Source organism: Exiguobacterium sp. MH3 (assembly GCF_000496635.1).
Lineage (GTDB): Bacteria > Bacillota > Bacilli > Exiguobacteriales > Exiguobacteriaceae > Exiguobacterium_A > Exiguobacterium_A indicum.
Map to the genome: position 1 here is coordinate 2,171,657 of NC_022794.1, position 24,948 is coordinate 2,196,604.

A 24,948-nucleotide genomic window follows, 5' to 3' on the forward strand; every position below is an offset into this window, starting at 1 on the left:
TCATCCTCTTTTCTCGTCAAGGGTCGACTGCACGAGTCGGGTCATCGGATAATACAGGATGATGATCCCAATCAACTGCGCAACCAGACTCCTTGGAATGATCTGTGTCGCGAGTTCCTGGAAGGATACCCCGACACCAACGACCGAAGCCGTGAAGAAATATATATCGAGTTCATACAAAATGGCACTGAACGTGAACGTGACAAGAATCGTTAATACGTTCTCCTTTACATATTTTAGCACGAAGCTACTAAAAAGCGGAATGGCGGATAACGCAAATAAGTAAATGCCGATGATATCCGAATAGACGAAATCATACAACAATCCGAAGACGAGTCCGAATCCGAGTGCCTGTTCGAGTTTTCCATATCGACCAAGGAACATCAAACCGATCAATGTCGCATGAATGACATACGGCGATCCATCTCCGAGAGGTCCTGCGAACAGCGTTCCTTCCAAGATGAAAAGAAGGAACACGGCGAAAAACAACTTAACGTTATTCACGAGTGTCCCCTCCCTTATCGGTCTCAGCGAAAGGTTCCTTCGCTTCGCGTTCAATCACGAAGACATGACCGAACTGTTCGAAGTCTGCTGCCGGTTTGACGTATGCGATTTTTGAAGCCCCATACTGATCGGATTTCACTTCCGTGATTTTTCCGATGACGATCCCACTCGGATACTTTCCACCAAGACCTGACGTCGTGACGGTCTGCCCTTTTTTCAGCTTCGCGTCGTTCGGAATTTTCGTGAACTTGAGTAATTTCGTTTCTTCATCAAACCCCTCGATCGTACCGAAAACACCTTTCCCCTTCGTATCGTCAGCCGTTGCCGAGACGTTATTCGTCCGACTCGTATCCGACATCAACTGTACGAGAGACGTATAGGCGCTCGCTTGGATGACGCGACCAATTAGTCCGTCTGCTGTTACAACGGCCATGTTCGCCTTGACACCCTTTTGTTCACCGATGTTGATCGTCACGAACCGTTGCCATTCAGATGCCGTCCGACCAATCATCTCTGCCGGTAACAACTTGTAGTCGCGGATCGATCCGTTCAGGTCGAGCATATCCTTCAATTCTTTATTCTCACGCTCAAGATCACGGACTTTGACCGCATTACCAGCATAGTCATTCAATCGTGATTTCAAGTGTTCGTTCTCTTTGTAAACGTCACGCACTTCTCTAATCGAAGTGACCGTATCATCAATCCAGCCAATCGGTGTCGCGAAAAGGCGTTGACCGACGCCCGCGGTATCACGCACGAAGCTTTGATACCAGTGGGATTGGTTACGCCCTTGCAGCGAAATGCCGATCAAAATCACCAAAAGGAGAAAACTAAGGAGTGTGATGAGCAGTTTTCGATTGTTTAAAAATCGCTTCATCGCTCATCCCATCCTTATCTTTTTTGCGAGATGCCTGATTTCGAACGAAGGACATTCATCATCTCGAGTGATTTTCCTGTACCGATTGCGACACAATCGAGTGCATTTTCTGCAACGAGTGTCAAAATACGTGTTTCGTCTTCGATGACAGCATCGAGGTTCTTTAAGAGAGCCCCACCGCCAGTCAGAACGATACCGCGGTCCATGACGTCTGCTGATAATTCAGGAGGTGTCTGCTCAAGCGTGTGCTTGACACCCGCAAGAATCGCATCGACCGTATCTGAAAGTGCATCACAAATTTCGGCACTTGTGACTTCAATCTGTTTTGGAAGACCTGTCACGAGATCGCGTCCACGGATCTCCATCGTTTCATTTTCTGATTCTTCATCGATGCGTGCGTAACCGATTGTCATTTTCAACGTCTCAGCTGTCCGCTCCCCGATCATCAGGTTGTACTTCGACTTGATGTAACGAATGATGGATTCATCCATCTCGTCTCCACCGACACGAATCGATTGACTCGTGACGATACCACCGAGTGAGATAACAGCAACTTCCGTCGTACCACCACCGATATCAACGACCATCGAGCCTGTTGGTTCTGAAACCGGAAGACCTGCACCGATTGCTGCTGCAAATGGTTCTTCAATCGTGTACGCTTCACGCGCTCCCGCAAGTTTCGCTGCATCTTCAACCGCACGTTTTTCGACCGATGTGATCCCACTTGGTACACAGATCATGACGTTTGTTTTTGAAGAGAACAAACCTTTTTTCTTCGAAGCTTGATCCATGAAGTATTTGATCATCGTAGCGGTTGTTTCATAATCCGCGATAACCCCGTCTTTCATCGGGCGTCGTGCTGTCACGTTACCCGGCGTACGACCGATCATGTTTTTCGCTGCGTTACCGACCGCTTCAATTTTTCCTGTATCCGTACGGAAAGCGACGACGGACGGTTCGCGGACGACGATTCCTTGCCCCTTTACATACACGAGCGTGTTAGCCGTACCTAAGTCAATGCCGATTTCACGGCTGAATGATCCAAACATTATTCAAAAAACCCCTCTCTGAGAATACACTTCACTAATTATAACGGAAAAGCCTTCATTGGAAAGCGTTAAAACGTTACAGCTTGTTTACAGTTCGCCTTAGAAAACACACAAAAAAACGTCTGATGGAAAGAAACGAAACTTTCCCTTCAGACGTTATTCTTACATAAATCCGCGCTGTTTCATACTAATAAATTGTCCGTGCCCGATGATGATGTGGTCAAGACAACTGATTCCAATGAGCCGTCCTGCCTCAACGAGCCGCTCTGATACCTCGATATCCTCTCGACTCGGTGTCGGATCACCCGACGGATGATTATGCACAGCGATGAAATTCGCAGCCGAACAACGAATCGCTTCCCGGAAGACGTCACGCGGGTGGACGATCGACGTGTTCAATCCTCCAATGAATAACGTCTTTTTCGAAACGACCTCATTTTTCGTATTCAAATACAGACAGATGAAGTGTTCTTGTTGATAAAGACGCATCTCTTCTAACAACAGCTCCGCTGCTTCTTCCGGTGAACGAATCGTTGGTCGCACCCACTTCGGTTCCGTGACGAGACGACGACCCAGTTCCAGTCCCGCCATGATTTGTAATGCCTTCGCCTTTCCGACCCCTGGTGCTTTTTCGAGTCCTCCGACTCCAGCCGCTTCGAGTTCGATCAGCGAAGGATAGATATGCAGTAATTCTTCCGCGATCTCAAGCGGGGTCCGGTCCCGTGTCCCACTTTGGACAAGACACGCGAGCAGTTCGACTGTCGTCGCTTGTGCCAAGCCTTTCAACTGAACCATATCCTTCGGCCATTCAATCACAGCATCCGACCTCTCTGTTTCAGAATTACGCAAACATCGGCTTGATTTTAAACGACGCGAGACGTTTCGTGATCTCGTGTATGGGCAATCCAACGACATTATAATAATCGCCCTCAATCGCCTCGACGAATAGCCCTCCCATCGCTTGGATACCATAGCCACCCGCTTTATCGTAAGGCTCGTTCGTCGCGATATACCCTTCGATCCACTCGTTTAACAATGCACCAAAACGAACGTGTGTCGTCACGTCGAACGTCTCCTCCTTTTCACCAAAGCGAATCGTCACGCCTGTCACGACTTCATGAGCGCGTCCTGACAGACGCGCAAGCATCGCCCGTGCCTCAGAACTATCTGCTGGCTTCTCAAGAATCATGTCATCAATCGCGACGACCGTATCCGCAGCCAAAATGACGCCGTCTATCGTAATCGCTCTCGCTTTCTTTTGCGATAGATAACGGACGTACTCATGCGGTGACATCGGAAATGGTGCCTCTTCGACGACATTCGCAGGTACGACTTCGTGAGGGATTCCAATTTGCTTTAGAAGTTCCGTCCGGCGTGGTGAAGCCGAGGCAAGGATCAAGTGTGGTTGCGTTACCATTAGTATCACGTTCTTTCCCGTTAATTTCGAATCGGATAATTCGAATCATCGTATAGTCTAACAAAAAACAAGCGGTCCCTAACAGAGTAGGAACCGCCAAACTCATCTTAATTTCCTGTCACATCGACAAATGGATCTGACTTTGGTGTTTTTTCTTTAAGCGGCGTCTGTTTATCAGGCGTCAACTTCGTTAAATCCGGACGGTAATACGATTCAATTTCGACTGTGAAAGATAGCATTTCGTTTTCCAATTGAATTGCGCCACCGCCAGGTCCTTGTTCTTCTGGACCAGTCAACTGAATCTGGCGAAGAATCGTAATGCGATCTGTTCGCTCAATTTGTTTCAAGAAGGCCATCAATTCAAGATATGACGGTGCTTCAATCGTCAAAGAAGCTGGTAACGGTGTCGCATTTGCTGCGGGAGTAGTCGCTGTAGGCGTTGTCGCTTGATCCGATTCGGTCGCCATCGCTCCGTCAACAGCCGGTGTGGACGTTACGGGAGATTGTGGTGTAGTCTCTGTCGACTGACCGAAAGTAATCGACTGCACTTTTACTCCAGCAATCTGACTTGCTGCGTTGATCGCATCGATGACATCATCATTCGATGCCGTCACCGGAACTTTTTGTTGTAGGAAACTCGATTCTGCCACGTCCACTTTTTGCTCATTTGCTTTTGCTTGCTCTAACGCCATTTGCTCTCGTTTGAGTGTCGCCTCTTTTTGTTGCAAGGTTTGATGTGTCATATACGTCGTATATCCAAAATACCCAATGCCACCTAAAACGATGAGAATTGATAAAAAGAGAAGGAGGTAACTGCTATATCGCTTCAATTTTCAGGCACCTCCTCAACTTCTGTCGAGATGACTTCTCCTGAAGGATCATCCGGTGTTTGACCGTCCCCTTCAATTTCTGGCTCAGATGGCTTATCTTCTTTCGGTACTGCCGGGTCTGCCTCATTGGTCTCTCCCTTAACAACCTCCTCAGGATTGACATCCATAGAAAACTGACCGATATATCGCGGTTCTTCTGTCTTCGTGTCATCATTCGGAGTAATTTCCGTCGTTGGAATCTCTTGACCGGTCGCCGGATCAACAGTTGTCGTTGTCACGACATCTGTTTTTTCATTCATCGTTTTTGTCGTAACGCTTGCCAGTGTCGTACCGGAGAACACTTTATCGGTCAGCAACTCTCGGTAAAAATCATTCAGCTCATCGAGTGTCTCAAACTGAGCCGTCATAGCAACGGTATCATCCGCTCCATATGCGTACTGAAGAATGTATCCGCGTTCCGGTAAGTAACGTGTGATTCGCTCAAGTGTTGGAACAGCTGGCTTAGGTGCTTCTTCTAGCGACTCGACCGTCTGTTTCAATTGAACGACTTCTTGTTTAGACGACTGATCGGATTCGGATTGTAATTGTCGGACGATTTGAATCTGATCGTCTACGGATTCCACTCGGTTAGCGAACTGATCCGTTTGCCAATATAAATAACCACCAATCAATCCACCAAATAATAATAAAATCAGCGAAGCGACAAGCGGATATTTCGGTGCCTCGTCACTTTCCGGTAAAAGATTGATACGATCTGGTCGCGCAGTGGCTAGACCGACGATCGGTAAGTAAATGCGTGGAACCGATTGACTATCGATCGTCATCATGTCCGGTACTTCATCTAACTGAAGATCAAAGTTCGTTCGGAATCGTGTCGCTAATTCATCTCGAAACGGGAAGTCTCCCGCAAGGACAACCGTCTTGATTTCGCGGCTTTCTCGAGCGAGCGAGAAGCGGTAAAAGTCTAGCACACGCGAAAATTCTAACAGCATTTCATCCAAGACGAGTTCGACTGTCTGATCATCCGATCGATAGCGATAATGCAATTGATCCTCGATCACGTCTACATCCCAAGCATCTGCTGAAAACGTATCCACTGAGCGAATCAGGCGTGGTACACGATCTTCGATGATAATCAATTGATGGTTCGTCGCGTTCGCATTCCAAATCAGTAGCGTATCGGTATCTGCTGCCGGATAGTGCGCTTCAAGACCAAAGTAGGTAGACAGTGGTTGCGGTTCCGCTGCCACTAATCGAAGGTGCTTTTGTTTAAACAATTGCGTATATTGTTTCAGTGCTTCATTCGGTGCTGCATACAGCATGATTTCACGCTTTTCACCGTCTGCAAGGACAGTATAGTCGAAGTATGGTTCTTCAAAAGGAAGGACAATGCTATGGCCAATCTCCATGAATAGATAACCCCGGATCTGATTCGTCGCAATCGTCTCCGGAATATCGAGTTTCCGCGCAAGGACGAGTGAACCATCTAGCGCAAGAACGGCTTTAGATCCGCGAGGAACTTTCAACTTCGTCAATAGACTATCAAAAATCAGATCGAGCGACGCTTCCGGTTGAAGCCATCCACCCTGTAACGTACCTGCCGGCAGAGATACGACAGCACGTCGTTTCAAGACCCCTTTTTTGACAACCGCACCAAAAATAGCGACGTCCGTAAAATTAAAATAAACATATGTACCTTTACGCCGTTGCGTCATATGTACGTTCTTCCTTTCTTAAAGCAGTAAATCGAGGTACCACGACACCCAATCATCCGCAAAATAATATGTAAGTAATGTCCCGATCGCAATGGAGGGAACGAATGGTATCGGTTGTTTTCGTCTGACGCGTCCCGTTCCGAGTAGCGTCAGCCCGATCACTGAACCAACAAATGCTGAAACAAACAACGCGATGACGACGTGAAGCGGTCCAAGGAAAATCCCGAGTAAACCGAAGAGCTTGACATCTCCCGCTCCCATACCGCGTCGTGATGCAAGAAAAATGACGAACAATAGAACGAATCCGACAATTCCTCCAATAATTGGATTATACCAGTTTTCAAGTGGAGAAAGGTAGCGCACAATCAAGGCAATTGGTAAAAAGAACAGTAAAATTTTATTCGGTATGAGCATATACGCAAGATCTGACATCGTAAGAATGAACAAGAGACTAGTTAGAACGAGCGTCAACGCAAGTTCCATCGACCAACCGAACTGCCAAAACCCATACGCATAAAGCACACCACCGAGTAGTTCAAGCGCTGGATACTTGATTGAAATCGACTGTCCGCAAGAACGACATTTCCCACCGAGTACTACATATCCGAGTACTGGTGTCAGTTCGAGTGGTCCAAGCACATGTCCACAGGTCGGACAATGGGAACGTGGATGAACGATCGACTCCCCGACCGGAACACGCAAACCGACGACATTCGTAAACGATGTGATCAACAAACCTAACAAGAAAAAATATACCGTGAAGACGATCGTCATGACACGACCTCCCTTTCAAAAAAGTTCAGAAAAAAACCCCCGAGGTGGGGGATTAATTATAATTATTGACTTACTGCTACTTTATCACGCTTGAGATCAGCTGGTGTACTTGTCACAAAATAATTTTTGTCACCCTTTAATGTAACTACATACGAATATTTACCATTTGCTGCAGCTGTTACTTTTACAAATGCGTCTGAGTATTTAGAATCCCCATTAAACGGATCTTTCATATCATCAATATACTCATCCATTTTCGCTTCATTGGCTGCTGGATCAAAAGCTGTTCCTTCACGATAAACACCAAGAGTAATTGATGTACCTGCTTTAACTGGATTCGCAGAAGTATAGAGCTTTGAAGCGGAAACTAATTGCTTCGCATCCGAAACAACTGCATCCTTACGTGAGTTTTCAATCAATCCACCGATTGCGACGACAGCGATTGCTGCGATGATACCTAAGATAACGACGACGACGAGTAACTCGATCAATGTCAGTCCGCGCTCATCACGCATTTGTTTTGCATCTAACCAGATTTCTTTTAACCGTTCGATCATTTCATTATGCCTCCCTAGTACTTTTTTACTGTTCTTGGTTAGTAAGACTTACTATCCAAACGAATACTATTATAGTAGCACCACATTTTTTGTAGTTTATGTCTTTTTTTAACAACAGGTAAATGTTTTTACAATTGTCAACCTGCCTGAATGTCGGAGTAAATCTTAAACATTGGTACGACGACAGCGATGACAATGACACCAACGATTGCGGCTAAAACAACAATCAATAATGGTTCGATGATCGATTTCAAACGATCCGTCGTCGTTTCCACTTCGGTTTCGTAGAAGTTCGCGACTTCTGTCAACATCGAATCGAGCCGACCTGACTCTTCCCCAATCGCAATCATCTGTGTGACGAGCGGTGGGAAGTACTTGTTTCGCTCTAATGGTTCGTGCATCGGAATACCGCGCGACATCGCTTCGTTCGCACCAGCAATCCCTTTACGAATGATCCGATTCGTAACGATTCGTTCAGTAATATCAAGTGAAGCTAAAATCGGTACTGACGCATTGAGCAATACAGATAGACCACGTGTCATCAGCGCGATTTGTGATTTTTGAATCAGCGGTCCGAAGACTGGAATCATTAACAAGAAACGGTCAAAAAAGAGACGCTGTCGCTCATTCTTGAGGTTAAAATACAACAGTCCGATTAAGCCAAATGCAATCAATAGAAGCACCCACCAATAGGCGACAAAAAAGTCGGAGACAGCGACGACGAGTTTCGTGATCAGTGGCAACTCACTGCCTAACTGATCAAAGATCGAAGCGAACGTCGGTACGACATTCATCATCAGGAAGACAACGACGCCGATCGCGACAAGCGATACGACCGCCGGATAGATTAAGGCCGAAATGACTTTTCGTTTGATCTCATATTGTTTTTGCAGCTGCGTCACGATATTATCTAGCGCCTCTTCGAGATTACCACTCGCTTCTCCCGCCATCGCCATACTAACGAAAAACGTATCAAATACACGAGGATGTTTTTCGATTGCCTGGGAAAACTGAATCCCACTACGCAAGTCATCTTCTACCTCGACAAGCGCTCGCTCGAGTGGTTTTGATTCTGTTTGTTTACGTAGAATTTCTGTTGCTCTAACAATCGAAACACCCGATCGAACGAGCGTTGCAAACTGACGCGCATACATGACGAGGTGTTCAATCTTCGGTTTAGCACTTAAAAACGTAATCTCGGTATTTAACCCTTTTGATTCTTGCTTCTCAAGCAATGTGACGGCAATTTGATCCGTCCGAAGACGTTCTGCCGCCTCTCGCTTCGTCAGGGCAGTGATCTTGCCTTTTTTTCGTTTTCCGGCCATCGTTCGACCTTCGTAAATGAATACTGCCATCCCTTCACCCCGATATGTATGGTGTTGCAGCAGATGCCGGAATCAAACCGCGGCTGACCAAATCTTGTAAAGCCATCTGCATCGTTTGCATGCCATATTGTTTACCCGTCTGTAAAACGGATTGAATCTGATATTCCTTACCCGTCCGAATCAAGTTGGAGACAGCTGGTGTATCAACCATGATTTCTAAAGCCGCAACACGTCCTGTCCCATCCGATCGTGGCATGAGTCGTTGTGAGATGACACCCGCTAGGACGTTCGCTAACTGTGCCCGAATCTGATCTTGTTGCTCCGACGGAAATACATCGATGATGCGACTGACCGTTGAGGCTGCTGTTGCCGTATGCACCGTCGCAAAGACAAGATGACCGGTTTCAGCAGCCGTTACCGCGGTAGCAATCGTCTCAAGGTCGCGCATTTCTCCCAGTAAAATAACATCCGGATCTTGGCGAAGCGCTGAGCGCAATCCTGTCGAAAAACGTGGCGCATCAATTCCAATCTCCCGTTGATCAATTAAGCTCTTTCGATGACTATGTAAGTATTCAATCGGGTCTTCCAGTGTGATGATCCGTTTATACATTGTTTGATTGATTTCGTTAATCATCGCAGCAAGCGTCGTCGACTTCCCGGAACCTGTTGGACCCGTGACAAGGATGAGACCATGTGGCTTCGTCAAAAATCGCTTGATGACTGGAGGAAGTCCTAACTGTTCAAGCGAAGGCACTTCTGTCGGGATCGTTCGAAAGGCCATCGATAATGCGCCTCGCTGATAAAAACAATTGACCCGATATCGTGCTACACCTGTCACACCAAACGAAAAATCAATATCTCGATCCTGCTTCAGTTGCTGATACATGTCTTCCGTGATCAACGAACGAACGAACCCGTCAATGATGACTGGTTTCATCTTCTCGGATCCATATGGTGTCAGTGTTCCATTGATCCGAAACACAGGAGGGGATCCGGCAGTCAAATGAACATCGGATGCCCCTCGTTCCTTCGAGGAACGAAGAATATCTTCGATTTGGGCACGTTCCATCGTTTGATTCATTCTGAAATCACCGTCCGTAAAATTTCTTCTGTCGTCGTGATACCATCAGCTACTTTCGATAGACCATCAGCTAGAAGGAAACGTTGTCCTTGCGATTTAACGTACGCTGTGATGTCACTTTCCGTCGACTGGTTCATGATCATGCGCCGTAAGACTTCGTCAATCATGATGACTTCCTGAATCGCGACACGACCTCGATATCCAGTCATATTACAAGATGAGCAGCCACGACCTCGCATGACAGTCGTCGCTTCGATTCCTTCTTGATCAAACAGCTCCTGTTCCCGCGTTGATAACGAGTGGGCTTCTCCGCAGTCCCGACAAACACGGCGGACGAGTCGTTGTGCGATCAATCCGCTAAGTGAAGCTGCGACGAGAAATGATTCAACGCCCATATCGATCAACCGTGTAATTGAACTAACTGCTGAATTCGTATGAAGCGTGGATAGAACTAAGTGTCCCGTCAAAGAAGCACGGATCGATATTTCTGCTGTTTCAATATCGCGAATCTCACCGACCATGACGACGTTCGGATCCTGACGGAGAATCGATCGGAGACCACTCGCAAATGTCAAACCGATCTTCGCATTCACTTGGACCTGATTGATGCCATCGACCTGGTACTCAACCGGATCTTCGACGGTGATGATATTGCGTGACTCATCATTCAACTCATTTAAGGCTGCATACAATGTCGATGATTTCCCTGAACCGGTTGGCCCGGTAATTAAAATAATACCGTTCGGTCGTTTTAACATTTCTCGGAACTGTGATTCATTCCGTGAGCTAAAACCAATTTTAGAGATGGAAATATTCGAATTGGAACTATCCAAAATTCGAATAACGACTTTTTCCCCGTATACGGTAGGTAGTGTAGAAACACGGAAGTCGTAAGCTAGTCCATTAAAGACATATTTGATTCGCCCATCTTGCGGTAACCGGGATTCCGTAATATCAAGCTCACTCATGACCTTGATTCGTGTCGTTAAAATGCTTTGAATCTGCTTCGGATAATTATTTTCCGTTCGAAGTTCTCCATCGATTCGAATTCGAATCGTCATCGATGTTTCCTGGGGATCCATATGAATATCGGATGCCCGTTGTGCAATCGCATTTTCTAAGATTTGATTAACGAGACGAATGATTGGCGCATCTTCACGTGTCACCACGTCGCGCGACTGGTCCATCTCCGTCATATCATCTGACTCCAACAAATCGCGCAACGATGAATCGATATCATAATACTTCAAAATCGTTCGTCTGATTTCGTCCCGTGTCGCAATACCTACGTCAATCACTAGACCCGTCTGCATCCGTAAATCATCGATTGCAATCAAGTCCATCGGATCCGCCATGGCAATAAATAAACGATTTCCTTCACGGTAGACCGGAACTAACGTATGCCGCTGTGCTAACTCTTTTGAAATCAATTTCGTCACCGCGACATCGACCGGATAATTATACAGTTGAATGATCGGAATCTTTAACTGATGATGGAGCGCTTCTAGTAATTGTTGTTCCGTCAAATGACCGAGGCGGAGTAACGCGTCACCCAATTTTTCAGTTGGTCGTTTTACAGAAAGTGCCTCATCGATTTGACTCTCTGTCACTAAACTCTCTTCGATTAACATTTCACCGAGTCGTTTTCGCTTCATCGCCATTTAGTCCGTCATCCTTCCGCATGCCATGATTCGTCTTCAATCATTACAGTTCGCTTTTGTTTCTTTTCATCAATCAGACTCGTAACGCCTCCCGTTACGACACACAGTAATACCATACCGATCGCTACAAAAGGATTACTAATCCAATCCAACTGAACACTAAAATAGATCAGTGTCACCATGATAATCGCTGCGATGGATAATACTGACTTCGCCTGAATCGAGGTCACATATGGAATCGTCACCGCAAACATCAATCCACAAATGATTGTCGCAAGTCCGATGATGATTCCAAGTTCAATTGCAATCGTCGTCCAATTCATACTCTTCCCTCCTCGTTTAGCCGACAGCTTCTCCTGTCGACTCATCTTCTACCGGCGAAGCGGGATCACCTTGATTATTCTCATCTGGTGTCGTTGGTGAATCTGGGCTGTCCGGTGAAGTAGGTGTCTCTGGCGTTTCAACTGTTCCATCCGTTTGTGGATCTTCAGAATTCGGATCAGTTGATGTCTCTGAATCCGTTTCTTCAGATGGTGTTTCTTCGGTTGGTGGAACTACGACAGGAGCCTGTTCTTCTTGACTGCTTTTCGTGATGACAGCAGGAATCGCTGCATAAAAATCCAAGGAAAGAAGTTTTTTCTGTTCCCCTTTAGTGGTCTTCATTACACGGTAGACTTCAATCGATTTTCCTTCTTCGCCAGCTTGCGTATCATTCGTCGTCCCGGCTGAAAGCGTAGCTGAGTAACGAGTAATGGTTCTAAATGGAATTGTCTTTTCTCCTTCCAACACGACAGTCACTGCCTCTTTTATCGGTGCTCCACGTAGTTCAATCGTCACGTCGCTTCCCTCTTGCGTGGCGACGAGGCGATAAACTGATGCTTGCGTATTGCGAACAGCAAAATCTGTTTTTTCGTCAATTTTGACATCGTAACCTAGTGTAATATCATCGGGGAGTGTCGCATGTGGCATGCGTTCCACGATTTCAAATGGTGTTTTTGCGAACAATTCGTATAATTTACTTCCAACGTAAGAAGCGGCGATTGGATCCATACCATACGTTTTCACATTCATTAATTGATCTGGCTTGATTTCGACGTTTGCCATGCCTGTAATCATTTGTTCTTCTGCTGCTGAACGTGTTGAAAACGTGATACTTGATACGACCTCACCTTCAGCAGACGACTCTGACGTTTGTGAAGGATCAAAATTCCCTTCAGCTAATGTCTTGCTTGTATTCGTTAACCATGTTTTAAACGCTTCCGTTTGTTCTTGTGAATAGCTGACAGGTTGCGTAGATAGAAAACTTTGTAGCATTTCGTCATCGATTGAGAGAATTAAGTCTCCTCCCGTTTTCAGAGACGCTTTTTTAACAGATTCCTCAGAATCAAATGTCACCAATTCAGTTGGTACCGGTAACGTTTCTTCTCCAGTACCCGTCGTCAACGGTGTTTTTTTGGACCATTCCGTAATCGCTTTTTGGACTGCGGATTCAGCTTCTTTACGACTCATCCCGCTTACAGGAACAGATCCAACTTTAGCCGTTTCAGAAAAAGTCGTCTGTTCAGTCGCCTTTCCGGTAAAGGAAATTAAGGCGAAAGATGGCACATAAATCAAAACCACGAGTAAGACGAGTAAAAGTGTATGTACAGCAAAACGCTTTGTATTGAGCATCATCTGTTTCCTTTCTGTATGAATTAATCATTTCAGGTGCCTAGTATTTCCATTATAATGAATATCATGATGAAACATAAGTCTATCCTGACAATTCTTTTCTCTAACTGTGAATGTCTGTAGGTTTTTGAACTTCATCCAATTGATGTTTTTTCCGATAGAAATGAAGAGGTGAGCATATGCAACACAAACAAGATGGATTTTCATTAATCGAGGTCCTTGTCAGTATTACGATTCTGTCGATTATCTCTGTCTCATTGATCAGTATCTTTTCGCAATCTCTTTCAGCATCACGCACTAGCACGGAATTGACGTTTGCGAACTATTTAGCTAAAAATGCTACTTCTTACATAAAGCGAGAAGCGATTGAAGCGACAACGAATGAAGCCTTTTCTTTTGTTTCATTATCTCAAGAAGCACTGAAGGCCGTTTATCTGAATGGAAATTATGTGATTCCAGAACCCGCCACTCCTTCTTGTGGTGTATCGGCTATTTGTACGTCAATTTTTACTGATCCTGAAATCAACAATATTTCATTTGATGTGAAGTACAGTGTGACACCTCATAAAATGGAAGGTGAAGTGAATCCGAATCTACTCGATCTTTATGTATACGTGTATGTAGAAGGAACGACTGAACCGATTACGACTTTGAAAGGATCGATTACGAATGCGACGCTCAACCAAAGTTTTCCAACAACAAAGTGAAGGATTCACACTCGTCGAACTACTTGTCTCAATCGTCGTTGCTTCTATTTTCAGTGCTGTCATCTTGACGGTATTCATTTCCGGAACGAAAAGTTTTCGAGCAACTGGTATCATTAGTGAATTACGTAGTGAAGCGGATAGTCGGATCGGTATCATTTTAAATGAGGTCAGTGGCTTTGATGCGATTCGCATCGATGAATCTAAAACACTCTCTTTTTATAAAAGAACGTTGCCTACGCTAAACAATGAGACGGGATTACTTGAACGAGCTAGTGGATTTCAACCGTTCAATGCAACAGAAGAAGCTTCAGCATCCGCATCTACCGTGAAGCCTGTTACATATACATTCCTGACCGAACAGCAACAAGGCGATAAACTCGTCTATACGTCAGAGCCACAATCAATCGATGAGCAATCCGAACTTTTTCAAACCTTCACATTATCTAGTCCTGAATATCAAACGATCACCGGAAGTACGTATCCTGGTCGTTATGTCATCCATGGTATTTTGACCATCACGACTCGAATCCAGTCAACTGATCAAGAAGAAGTACAGACCTTCACGAGTACGATTGGATTTTAATTCAGAAAGGAACTAATCATGCGTAAATCTGAACAAGGCTACACCTTATTATTCGTACTCGTCACGCTAACGGTACTTTCCGTTCTTGCCATAGCCACGATTGGTATCAGTCTACAGTCCACACGATTAACTGAAATCCGTGAAACGGATATAGATGTCGAGACATCCACTCAAAATGATTTGGATCAAGCCGTTGCTGCATTACAGCAAATCGTCGTCAAGACGACGGGCACTTCACCTACGACATCTTCACAAGCACTATTCAGTAATTTGAATAGCTCAATCATCTTACCTTTAAAATCCATCGTCCCGAGTGTCTCGGTCGAAGTAAACGAGACCGCCTCGAATATCCGAGTTAAAGCATTAGATTTAACCGCAACAGTCGAGAAACAAAAGGGTGATCAGCCTGTGATTCGCAAGACATATCGCCAACGCGTGTATCTGTCTGCTATTCCAAGCTTCTTGTACTATACGCTTGGTTCGGATAACCAAGTCATTATCAAAGGTGCGCCCTTCATCGAAGGTAATATCTTCTCGCGAAATCCTTTAAAAGCAACCGCTACTCCTTATTTTAAATACAATAATGAAAATGGGACGTTCACAAATACACAAGCACTTCCTTATGTCGCTGGTCAAATTCGGGTGTTCCAAGAAAAAAATCTACCTTTGCTGCAATGTGAAGATTATTTATCTTGTGACCGTAGCATTTTTGATCCAAAAGGATCAACGGACCTCGTCTCAACGAAAGAAGCGCTTGTTCCATTCGACTTCAACTACGCTTTGAATGACTTTTTAAAGCTGCCGGTGAATACACCGATTACACAAATTACTACCTCCTTAAAGGACTCGGCTATTCCAAAATCGGTCTTAACAGGTCCGTTTCTGACGGCACTTGATACGAAACGACAGATGATTAGCCCGGCACCGAACACAAATAATACGATCACATTGACGGATGATTTAGTACAAGAGACGCTCGAGCCTTTGATCATCAATGGGAATCTGACAATTTCTTCACTGAATTCCGTTGATCAGCCGTTAGAAATCAAACGGCCGCTTGTCGTCCTAGGTAACCTCCTCGTTCGAGGGAATGTCGGTTTTGCGACAACGATTTATACGACAGGTACAAGTCGTCTCGATGATGCGAATATTCAAGGTCTCACTTCCTCAACGAAACAAAACACGTTAATTCTACTCAGTAAAGGAACACTCGTCATCAACCGGGTGAATAAATTTTCAACACCCCGAACGACTACGCCTGACTTAAATGCTTTCCTTTACAGCGATGACGATCAAATCAATACGATCTACTCTGTCGGGTCGACGATGAACGTACGTGGTGGCATCTTTACGAAAGGGAAACTAGAAGTAAACGCCTATCGTGGAAAACTCGATTTAGCAGAGAATCAGTTCCCTGCCAATGTGAGGGATTTAGAACGACTCATGATTGCCAATAAATCTGCGGATGCTGAGGCTTCTCGATTACGCATGGCCTATGATGCAACCGTTTTGAAAAACCCAACTTCCTTATTACCTTTAAATCGTTCTGTCCAAATGTATGTCGAAACACCAAAACGTATTCAACAGTAATCAGAAGAGCCCCTCATCAACTCGATGAGGGGCTCTTCGTTATTGCTTAGAATGTCGTAGCACGATACATTTTTGCAATCTTCTTTACTTGTTTCGTTTCTACCTTTGCCTTGTGCTGTTTCAACAATTCAAATAAATCTTTTCGATTTTGTTTGACTGTCTCATAGATCGGACGTTCTTTTCCTAAGTTCGGATTGGCACCAGCCCCTAAAAGTAACTCGATGACTGTCTCATTTTGATCAAGTGTGGCATAAAACAAAGGCGTATGACCGTACGCATCGATTCGATTTAAATCTTTAGACGTTGCGCGCTTGACGAGTAAAGCATACGCATCACTGGAACGATTCACACTTGTTGCCACATGAAGAACAGATTGTTTCTTCTGATTTAACTGATTCACTTTTGCTCCCTTTTTTAGCCAAGTAGCCACTGTATCCCGAGGAGCAAACTGCGCCGCATAAAACCAATTCATTTGATTTTGAGATGTCTTAGAATCTAATAGCAATTCAGCCTTTTCAAATGCAAGCGTCTCTTGAAAACGACCAATATAACGATTTTTTTCCGATGTAGACATGTCTGAACTTTTTAACGCGGATGCTAATTCCATAGGCTTTTCTGAACGTAACGCCTGTTCTAGTTCAGTTTTTCGATTCGATTGGATGACGTAACTTGTAACTCCGACTCCAGTCAAAATCACGATCAAAAGGATGACAACGATGCGTTTTCGTTTCATATCCAACTTCCCCACTTTTTAATATACATCTCCATCCAAGTCGGTTGATCCTGAATCTGAACCAATCGTCACCTTGAATGTTGTACTCAAAGGTGTTTTCTTATCATTTTTCAAGACTTCCAACACATCTTTATTTTCTTTTAGCACAGTGACTTTAATGCGAGCCACACCAGGACGTAACGGTTGCAACGCTTGGCCCGTCGGATCGATTTTGACGTACTCTTTCCCTTGCGTCACTTCCATCCGATAAAATCGTTCAGTCGTCGTTTCCGGGAACCACCCTAAGAGTGGTCGTTTGTTTTCATCCTTCATCGTCATGATTAAATCATCAGCTGTTACGCTGGTCGGGTTCTCACGGACTCGAACGAGTGTCTTTGCTACCGTATCTGGGAAATCCGTCAACGTGAGTAATGCTTCGACAGCTCCATTTGGAGTACCGGTCTTACCTGTAATCGTATAACCGTTCGCTGTTGGTATCAGTTCAATCGCACTACTCAACGTAGACGTCGTAAATGGTAACGGGTAATTCGGTTTGAACGTTGCCGTCACATCTTGTGTTGATCCGACCCAGAGTTCAAGATTACTTGGGGCGACCGAAAGTTCCGGTAGCTTCACTTGAATTGTATAGGTCGTAGACTGGGCAAGGTATGTCGAACTTCCTGCTTCTGCCGGAACGACAGCTTTAACTGTGATCGTTCCAGGTGTTTTCCCGGTCAAATCTAATGTGTTTTTCGATAAACCATTCGTTTTGACATGCGAATCATTCGTGATGATCCATTGAATCGGTGTCTCGTTTCCTGAAATCATCGAAGCGAGTCCCGTCATGGATTTCGTTTCACCAACGTACAGTGTATCCGGTACGTTTCTTACAATCAGTCCACCAAATACATCATTGATCACGAGATCAGATGTCGTCGTGAGTTCTTTTCCATTACCTACAGGAACGACTAATTTGATTTGTGTCGTACCGACTTTTTTCGGTTTAATGACTCCTGCTTCATCGATTGAGGCAATCGTCGGATCGACGATCGACCATTTCAACGTTCCGTATTGGCTACCTGTCGGATTAATTTCTGGCAAGACTTTATACGATGGTGTCGTGATATCCATCTTGACGGATGGAATCTTCGCACTTGTCGCAAATGCCGGTGTCAATGCGTAGCCAAGTGTCGGAAATGCTTGTGGATCATTATTTACTGTCGTTAGTTTATCTGAACGATTTGTTTCATTTTTATAGACATTTTTAGTTGATGTTAGCACATTATCTTTTTTATCGAGCGTGTAAATGCCCGCAGATTCTTTAGCTTTTACTTTTACTTTAAATGTTATTTCTGATTGTTTAGCTACCCACTGCCCTTGGTAAATGCCGTCAAGTGCTTCATCGTATTCAATGTTTGGTGCGTAGCCTTTTATAGACTGTCCAGAAATAATAGCATCCTTTAACCCACTAGTTGAAACCACTTCTAAATTACTCGGTAATTTTTCATTGAACAGTATATTTTCCATCGTCACAGAAAATTTCCCTTTGATATAGCCATTCTCCCCAATAGCTTCTTGTTGCTTCATAGGTGTTGTTTTAATGGTATATGAAATTTCAGCCGTCTCACCATTAGGAATAGTAGCCGGATCAATAGAACGAGATAATACGAAAGGAGCAGAAACAGCAGGTCGAACAACTTGAACGGTCCGTGTCTCGATTGCCTTAGCTCCCCGCTGATCCTCTGCTTCGATTCGAATCGTAACACTTGTTTTACCTTTTAATTTTGATTCGAAGGATTGACTGACGAACGAGTTATTCTTCAACTTATTGTTTTCAAAGACTTTCTCATTATCAATATAGATCCGTGTCTTTAGCTCACGGTCTTGCAGATCATAGTCGTTGACTTGATACGAGATCGTCAACGGCTCATTCTCAAGATAGCTCGATTTGTCCGTTGGCAAGATATTCTTGATTAATGGCTTGTGGTTCGCACCGATGAAAGCACGATACATCGTATTCGAGAACAATTCTTTTTCTTGTTGTTGATCAAATTTTGTTGTGTGTCCTGCTCCAGAATACGTAACGTTCCCTTTTGTGTACATATAGTAGTGGTTGCGTGCGTCCCCAATCGTTCGACCTGCAGCCTGGTTCGAGGTATTCAGATCTTTTTCACGGATGTTATACCACGGAATAAGGTCCGGTTGCTCAAGATCCAAGCCGAAGTATTGATTGTGGGTCGTTGCTATCGCTACTGTATCTGCCAAAGCAAATGGATAAGAAGTCATGACTCCGGCATTTTGTTTGACTGCCTGCCCTGATGGTCGTTGCGCCCCGTATCCCATATTCGTAAAGTTCTTTTGACCAGCAAGATCAGCAAATTTCGTTTCCCAGAATAATTCAGGTTTATCGGTTTGAGCTGGTCTGAAAATCGTGTCGTGTGTCAACATCAATCCTTGACCAGTATTCGTAAAATCAAGGATTGCATTCGATGCAGGATCGCTTAGTGCAGCAGCACCATATGAATCTTGAAACCCGAAAATCAACATGTCATAATTTGTATTTAAATTTTTCTTTTGAAAGTCCGAGTTGAATGTTGTTGCAGATAATACTTCGACATTAAAGTCATATAATCCGTCTTGTTTCAACAATGTACCCGACATGAATCCATTAATAGAGCCGGTTGATCCCGAACGCGTGACTTGTAAAATCTTCGCTTGGGCTACCTGATCCTTCATTAAGAAGCTACCGATCTTATAATCCGAAAGTCCATCTTCACTTACGACTTTAATCATCCAGTTCCGTGGTCCTGTATAACTCGGTGCATCAAATTGATAGGACAAGGAGCCAGAAATCGTCGCTGGTTTTTCATCGACCTTTTCGGATTCCTCAAACTGGTCATTACTATTGAAATCAATATACAATTGAACGCGTGTATTAGCCGTAGTTTGATCAAGCGTAAAATTAAAATCAATTGGTTTATCTGGTGAAGCCGGTGCTGCTTTATCCACCGATGTTAACGATTGACCAGCCTGCGAAACCGCTACTTTGCTTAAACGAGGTCGTTCAATTTTTTCGGATTGTAATCGGGAGACGACCTGTTTTGAATCCGTATAGGCAATCGCAGCACCAGACGTCATGCTTGGCTTAAAAATCGAAGTGAAATTACTCGTTGCATGTGTTAACACATCAGCGTGTAAAAAGACTGGTAATCCTTTTTGAATGTAATTCTTCAAAATTTCATTCGCTTTTAACTTCGTAATATCATTTTCGATGTTACTGGTATTATGCTGTTTGGATTTCGAATCAGATACTGTAATCGAATAACGGTCTGTTCCTGTAAAAATAGATGGATCAAAGACGATCGCATCAAATGCACCATCAAGTGAGAAACGAGACGCATTCAACTCTTTGACCGTCATCATCTTGATTTCGTATTGACTGGTATTCAACTCTTTTAACAATGATAACGACGTGATTGTCGTTCCCGGATCAATCCGGTTCGTCGCCGACCAATCATCACGAATCTCTAAAATCTTAAACTTCTCGCCTGTCGCCGCTTTTGAATGCGGTTCATGTATATACGTAAAGCTTGAAAAAATCAGTAAGCTTGCTACTAACAAACGGACCCACTGTCTCATCGCTCATCGTCTCCTCATCATGTCTTTGAAATCCGGGACTATACTTCCCCAATTTCATTATAACGAGCGAAATCGCATTTTCCCTATTTTGTAAAAGAGTTTGTGTACATTTGACGCACTTCACTGATGAAATAGAGTGATCCCGTCACGACGTATGTCCGGTCCATCTCTAATTGATCGAAGAACGCTTCAATCGTCGTTACATTGGCGCTGTCTTGTTTTAACTCATCGAGTGTCCGCGCTCGCGGGAAATCAAATGTCGTCTCGTAAATATCCGGTGTAATGCTACGTAACTGCGTTAGCATCGCCGTCCGGTCTTTGTCACGCAAAATCGAACAAAGTAACGTTACCGGTTTTGATTCCTCTTTTAACCGTTCCACAAGTGCCGTGATGCCTTCCGGGTTATGGGCACCATCGAGAATGATTCGTGGTTTGCGTGAGATGATCTCAAACCGTCCCGGATGTTTTGCTTCCCGTAGTCCTTTTCGGATCGCCGCTTTCGACCACCCGAGTCGCCGCGCACAGACGACGGCATTCGCCGCATTATGGACTTGATGGTGACCTTCTAGACCAAGACGTGTCTCCGGAATCCCATCATATGTCGCCCAGGTACCTGTCTCTTTCAGACGGTAACGGATGATTGCTTCCTGACTCCATTTCAACGTCGCATTTCGGTCACCGCAATACGCCATTAAAGGTACCGTCAGCTCTTCCTGCAGTTTTCCGGCAATGACCGGTGTCCCTTGTTTGATGATCCCGAACTTCTGTAAAGCAATCTCTTGGAGCGTATCTCCGAGAATCGCTTGATGATCGTGCCCGATCGACGTGATGATCGCTGCGACCGGCTTCTTGAAGACGTTCGTCGAATCATACAATCCACCGAGTCCGACTTCATAAATGACGAAATCGGGACGAATCTGATTAAAATAATAGAAAGCAAGTCCCGTTAATGCCTCGAACTCAGTGACCGTACCGAGTGCCGGATCGATATGCTGGATGGCAGCTTGAACAGCGATCGCAGCGGCGACGAGATCATCTTCTGCGATCGGTACCCCGTTCAACATAATCCGTTCCTCGAACTGAATGATATACGGCGACGTGAACGTCCCGATGCGTAATCCTTCCGCAATTCCCATCTCACGTAAGAACGCAACCGTCGATCCTTTCCCGTTCGTGCCAGCGACATGAATCGTCGGAATCGCGTCCGGGTCAATCTGTAATTCCAGTAACATCGCCTGCATCCGTTCAAGACCTGGTTTGACGCCAAATGCTAGTAAGCTCGATAACCAATCCAATACATCTTCTCGCGTCCTCATGTTGTTCGCTCCTTTAAAAAAAGTGGCTCAAGGAAACTTGAGCCACTGCTGTAATTAGTGTGAGAGTTCGTTGATGCGTGCTTCGACAGCTTGACGTTTTTCCGTATAATCAAGTGCCTTCGCCTTTTCTTCATCAATGACATGTGCCGGTGCTTTGCCAACGAAGCCAGGGTTGTTGAGTTTTTTCTCGACCCGTTCGACTTCTTTCGTATACTTGACGAGTTCTTTATTCAAGCGCGCGATTTCTTCCTCGATGTTGATCAAGTCCGCGAGTGGGATGAACAATTCTGCTCCCGTTACGATCGCACTCATCGCTTTTTCTGGTGCTGGCATCTGCTCTTCAATCCGGAGTTCAGACGCGTTCGTGAACTTTTGCAAGTACGAGCTGTTTGACGACAGGTCGTCTTGAACACGTGCGTCATTCGTCGAGATGAACAGTTGGATCTGTTTCGACATCGGTGCGTTCACTTCCGCGCGGATGTTACGAACCGAACGGATGACGTTCTGAACCGCTTCGAATGCTGGAACGGCTTCCGGGAAGTCGAGTGACGCTTCACGTGTTGGCCATGCAGCACGTGTGATCGTCTCGCCTTCATGCGGTAAGTGTTGCCAGATCTCTTCCGTGATGAACGGCATGAACGGGTGCATCAGACGCATGATCCGATCGAGCGTATAGGCAAGAACCGAACGCGTCGTCTGTTTTGCTGCTTCATCTTCCCCGTTGAGCGGTAACTTCGCCATCTCGATGTACCAGTTACAGAAGTCTTCCCAAATGAAGTGATAGAGAATACGTCCCGCTTCACCAAACTCGTATTTGTCAGATAAACGCGTTACGTCGTCAATCGTCGTCTGTAGGCGTGTCAGGATCCATTTATCTGCGAGTGACTTCTCGCCTGTCAAATCGATCTGATCAAACGTTAGACCATCCATGTTCATTAAGGCAAAACGGCTTGCGTTCCACAATTTGTTCGAGAAATTCCATGTCGCTTCGATCTTTTCCCAGTAGAAGCGGAGGTCGTTGCCTGGTGTTGATCCTGTCGTTAAGAACCAACGAAGAGAATCGGCACCATACTTCTCGATGACATCCATCGGGTCGATTCCGTTCCCGAGTGATTTCGACATCTTGCGTCCTTCCGAATCACGAATCAATCCGTGGATCAAGACGTCTTGGAATGGACGTTGTCCTGTAAATTCATACGATTGGAAGATCATCCGTGATACCCAGAAAGCGATGATGTCATAACCTGTGACGAGTGTCGACGTCGGGAAATATTTTTGATAATCCGCTGCGTCTTTGTTCGGCCAACCCATTGTTGAGAACGGCCAAAGCGCTGACGAGAACCACGTGTCGAGAACATCGTTGTCTTGCTCCCAGTTCTCGATATCGGCTGGTGCTTCCTTGCCAACGTATACTTCGCCTGTTTCTTTATGGTACCAAGCCGGAATCCGGTGTCCCCACCAGAGTTGACGGCTGACACACCAGTCACGGATGTTTTCCATCCAGCGCACATACGTGTTCTCAAAGCGTTGTGGAACGAAGTTGACCTTGTCTGGTCCTTGTTGCTCCTCAAGTGCTTTTTGCGCGAGTGGTTCCATTTTAACGAACCATTGGAGTGAGAGATACGGCTCAACGATCGCGTCTGAACGCTCCGAGTGACCGACAGAGTGCAAGTGTGGTTCGATTTTGATTAGAACACCTTCTGCTTTTAAATCTTCAACGATTTGTTTCCGGCATTCGAAACGATCCATGCCTTCGTATTTCCCTGCGTTCTCGTTCATCGTTCCATCTTCATTCATGACGAGGACACGAGGTAACTCGTGACGGTTACCGACTTCGAAGTCGTTCGGGTCGTGCGCTGGTGTGATCTTAACGACACCTGTACCGAACTCCATGTCGACATAGTCATCGGCAACAATCGGAATCTCGCGACCAACGATTGGTAACGTGATTGTTTTTCCGACGAGGTGAGCATAACGCTCATCCTTCGGGTTCACGGCGATCGCTGTATCACCGAGCATCGTCTCAGGACGTGTCGTCGCTAGTTCAACGTGACCTGAACCGTCCGTTAGTGGATAGCTGAAGTGATAGAACGCACCTTCGATATCCTTGTAGATGACTTCGATATCCGAGATCGCTGTTTTCGTCGCTGGGTCCCAGTTAACGATGTATTCGCCGCGGTAGATTAAGCCTTTTTCGTAAAGTTTCACGAAGACTTCTTGAACCGCTTCTGACAATCCTTCGTCAAGCGTGAAGCGCTCCCGTGAATAGTCGAGTCCAAGACCGAGTTTTGCCCATTGTGCACGGATCGTTGACGCGTACTCTTCTTTCCATGCCCATGATTGCTCGAGGAATTTCTCGCGCCCCATTTCAAGACGTGATTGTCCTTCTGCCCGCAGTTTTTGTTCGACTTTTGCTTGCGTCGCGATACCGGCATGGTCCATTCCTGGTAGGTAAAGAACGTCGAATCCTTGCATCCGCTTCATCCGTGTCAGCATGTCTTGTAACGTTGTGTCCCACGCGTGACCAAGGTGCAATTTACCTGTGACGTTCGGTGGTGGAATGACGATCGTGTACGGCTCTTTTTCTGGATCCTGATCGGCTTTGAAATAGTCACCTTTCTCCCAAAAGTCGTACCATTTTTCTTCCGTTGCCTGCGGATCATACTTCGTTGGCATTGATAATTCCTGCATCCTGATCGCTCCCTTTTTGTCCATAATAAAAACGGCTTCTCTCGTCCTATGCTAAGGACGAAAGAAAGCCGTTGCTTTTTTCCGCGGTACCACCTTAGTTCATCCAAAATCGGATGCCCTCGAGCCACGTAACGTGTGGAGGACGGATATCGCTCGTAAGACTCACGATACCAGCTCGTGGGGTGACCTTCCTCCTGTTCGCCCGTCACATCTTTCAGCCAAGGATGTGTTCTCTACGCCGGTACGAAT

General features: G+C 45.3%; 21 protein-coding genes and 1 other annotated feature (1 of these 22 running past the window's edge). Of the genes, 3 read left to right on the forward strand and 18 right to left on the reverse strand.

The genetic code is table 11. From position 1 onward, the window contains the following. The 14 genes from mreD to U719_RS11605 form a co-directional block, all read right to left on the reverse strand. Positions 1-504 (reverse strand): rod shape-determining protein MreD, encoded by a 504-nt coding sequence (gene mreD / locus U719_RS11540; protein WP_023468949.1) that lies wholly within the window; start codon positions 502-504, stop codon positions 1-3. After that, positions 497-1,381, reverse strand: coding sequence for a rod shape-determining protein MreC (gene mreC / locus U719_RS11545; RefSeq protein WP_023468950.1), 885 nt, complete (start codon positions 1,379-1,381; stop codon positions 497-499). Before mreC ends, mreD begins: the two co-directional genes overlap by 8 nt. Before the next feature lie 14 nt (positions 1,382-1,395). Continuing rightward, on the reverse strand, positions 1,396-2,430 hold the full coding sequence (locus U719_RS11550) for a rod shape-determining protein (RefSeq protein ID WP_023468951.1): 1,035 nt from the start codon (positions 2,428-2,430) through the stop codon (positions 1,396-1,398). A gap of 162 nt (positions 2,431-2,592) precedes the next feature. Beyond that, positions 2,593-3,225, reverse strand: a complete 633-nt coding sequence (gene radC / locus U719_RS11555; protein ID WP_051353633.1) for a DNA repair protein RadC — start codon at positions 3,223-3,225, stop codon at positions 2,593-2,595. Positions 3,226-3,271: 46 nt separating this feature from the next. Continuing rightward, entirely contained in the window at positions 3,272-3,847 is a 576-nt protein-coding gene (locus U719_RS11560; RefSeq protein ID WP_023468953.1) for a nucleoside triphosphate pyrophosphatase, read from the reverse strand. Between the two features lie 107 nt (positions 3,848-3,954). Then, complete coding sequence (locus tag U719_RS11565) at positions 3,955-4,677, reverse strand: hypothetical protein (RefSeq protein WP_023468954.1); 723 nt, start codon at positions 4,675-4,677, stop codon at positions 3,955-3,957. Next, a complete protein-coding gene (locus U719_RS11570) occupies positions 4,674-6,392 on the reverse strand; it encodes a fimbrial assembly protein (RefSeq protein ID WP_023468955.1) in 1,719 nt (572 codons plus the stop codon). The genes U719_RS11565 and U719_RS11570 overlap by 4 nt, the downstream gene beginning before the upstream one ends. A gap of 18 nt (positions 6,393-6,410) precedes the next feature. Further along, positions 6,411-7,166: an A24 family peptidase gene (locus U719_RS11575; RefSeq protein ID WP_023468956.1), complete on the reverse strand. Its 756-nt coding sequence runs from the start codon at positions 7,164-7,166 to the stop codon at positions 6,411-6,413. Positions 7,167-7,228: 62 nt separating this feature from the next. Further along, positions 7,229-7,723, reverse strand: a complete 495-nt coding sequence (locus U719_RS11580) for a type II secretion system protein (protein WP_023468957.1) — start codon at positions 7,721-7,723, stop codon at positions 7,229-7,231. A gap of 137 nt (positions 7,724-7,860) precedes the next feature. Continuing rightward, positions 7,861-9,078, reverse strand: coding sequence for a type II secretion system F family protein (locus U719_RS11585; RefSeq protein WP_023468958.1), 1,218 nt, complete (start codon positions 9,076-9,078; stop codon positions 7,861-7,863). Positions 9,079-9,082: 4 nt separating this feature from the next. Further along, on the reverse strand, positions 9,083-10,129 hold the full coding sequence (locus tag U719_RS11590) for a type IV pilus twitching motility protein PilT (RefSeq protein ID WP_023468959.1): 1,047 nt from the start codon (positions 10,127-10,129) through the stop codon (positions 9,083-9,085). Continuing rightward, positions 10,126-11,790, reverse strand: coding sequence for a GspE/PulE family protein (locus tag U719_RS11595; protein WP_023468960.1), 1,665 nt, complete (start codon positions 11,788-11,790; stop codon positions 10,126-10,128). The genes U719_RS11590 and U719_RS11595 overlap by 4 nt, the downstream gene beginning before the upstream one ends. A gap of 8 nt (positions 11,791-11,798) precedes the next feature. Then, positions 11,799-12,113 carry a hypothetical protein gene (locus U719_RS11600; protein WP_023468961.1) on the reverse strand — a complete coding sequence of 105 codons (315 nt, stop codon included), beginning with the start codon at positions 12,111-12,113 and terminating at the stop codon, positions 11,799-11,801. A 16-nt stretch (positions 12,114-12,129) separates the two neighbouring features. Continuing rightward, positions 12,130-13,464, reverse strand: a complete 1,335-nt coding sequence (locus tag U719_RS11605; protein ID WP_041255164.1) for a G5 domain-containing protein — start codon at positions 13,462-13,464, stop codon at positions 12,130-12,132. A gap of 176 nt (positions 13,465-13,640) precedes the next feature. Between U719_RS11605 and U719_RS11610 the strand changes: the two genes are divergently transcribed. The 3 genes from U719_RS11610 to U719_RS11620 are packed head-to-tail and all read left to right on the forward strand — an operon-like array spanning position 13,641 to position 16,341. Further along, positions 13,641-14,168 carry a prepilin-type N-terminal cleavage/methylation domain-containing protein gene (locus U719_RS11610; protein ID WP_023468963.1) on the forward strand — a complete coding sequence of 176 codons (528 nt, stop codon included), beginning with the start codon at positions 13,641-13,643 and terminating at the stop codon, positions 14,166-14,168. Continuing rightward, complete coding sequence (locus U719_RS11615; protein WP_023468964.1) at positions 14,131-14,751, forward strand: PilW family protein; 621 nt, start codon at positions 14,131-14,133, stop codon at positions 14,749-14,751. The genes U719_RS11610 and U719_RS11615 overlap by 38 nt, the downstream gene beginning before the upstream one ends. A gap of 18 nt (positions 14,752-14,769) precedes the next feature. Next, entirely contained in the window at positions 14,770-16,341 is a 1,572-nt protein-coding gene (locus U719_RS11620) for a type II secretion system protein (RefSeq protein ID WP_023468965.1), read from the forward strand. A 46-nt stretch (positions 16,342-16,387) separates the two neighbouring features. Here U719_RS11620 and U719_RS11625 read toward each other — a convergent pair whose 3' ends face one another. From U719_RS11625 to U719_RS11640, 4 genes are all read right to left on the reverse strand, one after another. Further along, complete coding sequence (locus U719_RS11625) at positions 16,388-17,074, reverse strand: ankyrin repeat domain-containing protein (protein ID WP_023468966.1); 687 nt, start codon at positions 17,072-17,074, stop codon at positions 16,388-16,390. An 18-nt stretch (positions 17,075-17,092) separates the two neighbouring features. Continuing rightward, positions 17,093-20,692, reverse strand: a complete 3,600-nt coding sequence (locus U719_RS11630) for a DUF5057 domain-containing protein (RefSeq protein WP_023468967.1) — start codon at positions 20,690-20,692, stop codon at positions 17,093-17,095. Between the two features lie 83 nt (positions 20,693-20,775). Further along, a complete protein-coding gene (locus U719_RS11635; protein WP_041255166.1) occupies positions 20,776-22,008 on the reverse strand; it encodes a folylpolyglutamate synthase/dihydrofolate synthase family protein in 1,233 nt (410 codons plus the stop codon). Positions 22,009-22,062: 54 nt separating this feature from the next. Further along, a complete protein-coding gene (locus U719_RS11640) occupies positions 22,063-24,699 on the reverse strand; it encodes a valine--tRNA ligase (RefSeq protein WP_023468968.1) in 2,637 nt (878 codons plus the stop codon). A gap of 50 nt (positions 24,700-24,749) precedes the next feature. Then, positions 24,750-24,948 (reverse strand) — a binding site (T-box leader); it runs 31 nt beyond the window's last position.

Excerpts from the sequence above, each read along its gene's own strand:
- U719_RS11575 (WP_023468956.1), bottom strand. The coding sequence starts at position 7,166 with ATGACGATCGTCTTCACGGTATATTTTTTCTTGTTAGGTTTGTTGATC.
- U719_RS11640 (WP_023468968.1), bottom strand. The coding sequence starts at position 24,699 with ATGCAGGAATTATCAATGCCAACGAAGTATGATCCGCAGGCAACGGAA.
- U719_RS11620 (WP_023468965.1), top strand. The coding sequence starts at position 14,770 with ATGCGTAAATCTGAACAAGGCTACACCTTATTATTCGTACTCGTCACG.
- U719_RS11550 (WP_023468951.1), bottom strand. The coding sequence starts at position 2,430 with ATGTTTGGATCATTCAGCCGTGAAATCGGCATTGACTTAGGTACGGCT.
- mreC (WP_023468950.1), bottom strand. The coding sequence starts at position 1,381 with ATGAAGCGATTTTTAAACAATCGAAAACTGCTCATCACACTCCTTAGT.
- U719_RS11580 (WP_023468957.1), bottom strand. The coding sequence starts at position 7,723 with ATGATCGAACGGTTAAAAGAAATCTGGTTAGATGCAAAACAAATGCGT.
- radC (WP_051353633.1), bottom strand. The coding sequence starts at position 3,225 with ATGGTTCAGTTGAAAGGCTTGGCACAAGCGACGACAGTCGAACTGCTC.
- U719_RS11590 (WP_023468959.1), bottom strand. The coding sequence starts at position 10,129 with ATGAATCAAACGATGGAACGTGCCCAAATCGAAGATATTCTTCGTTCC.
- U719_RS11625 (WP_023468966.1), bottom strand. The coding sequence starts at position 17,074 with ATGAAACGAAAACGCATCGTTGTCATCCTTTTGATCGTGATTTTGACT.
- U719_RS11615 (WP_023468964.1), top strand. The coding sequence starts at position 14,131 with ATGCGACGCTCAACCAAAGTTTTCCAACAACAAAGTGAAGGATTCACA.
- U719_RS11570 (WP_023468955.1), bottom strand. The coding sequence starts at position 6,392 with ATGACGCAACGGCGTAAAGGTACATATGTTTATTTTAATTTTACGGAC.
- U719_RS11610 (WP_023468963.1), top strand. The coding sequence starts at position 13,641 with ATGCAACACAAACAAGATGGATTTTCATTAATCGAGGTCCTTGTCAGT.
- U719_RS11600 (WP_023468961.1), bottom strand. The coding sequence starts at position 12,113 with ATGAATTGGACGACGATTGCAATTGAACTTGGAATCATCATCGGACTT.
- U719_RS11605 (WP_041255164.1), bottom strand. The coding sequence starts at position 13,464 with ATGATGCTCAATACAAAGCGTTTTGCTGTACATACACTTTTACTCGTC.
- U719_RS11560 (WP_023468953.1), bottom strand. The coding sequence starts at position 3,847 with ATGGTAACGCAACCACACTTGATCCTTGCCTCGGCTTCACCACGCCGG.
- U719_RS11585 (WP_023468958.1), bottom strand. The coding sequence starts at position 9,078 with ATGGCAGTATTCATTTACGAAGGTCGAACGATGGCCGGAAAACGAAAA.
- U719_RS11630 (WP_023468967.1), bottom strand. The coding sequence starts at position 20,692 with ATGAGACAGTGGGTCCGTTTGTTAGTAGCAAGCTTACTGATTTTTTCA.
- U719_RS11635 (WP_041255166.1), bottom strand. The coding sequence starts at position 22,008 with ATGAGGACGCGAGAAGATGTATTGGATTGGTTATCGAGCTTACTAGCA.
- U719_RS11595 (WP_023468960.1), bottom strand. The coding sequence starts at position 11,790 with ATGGCGATGAAGCGAAAACGACTCGGTGAAATGTTAATCGAAGAGAGT.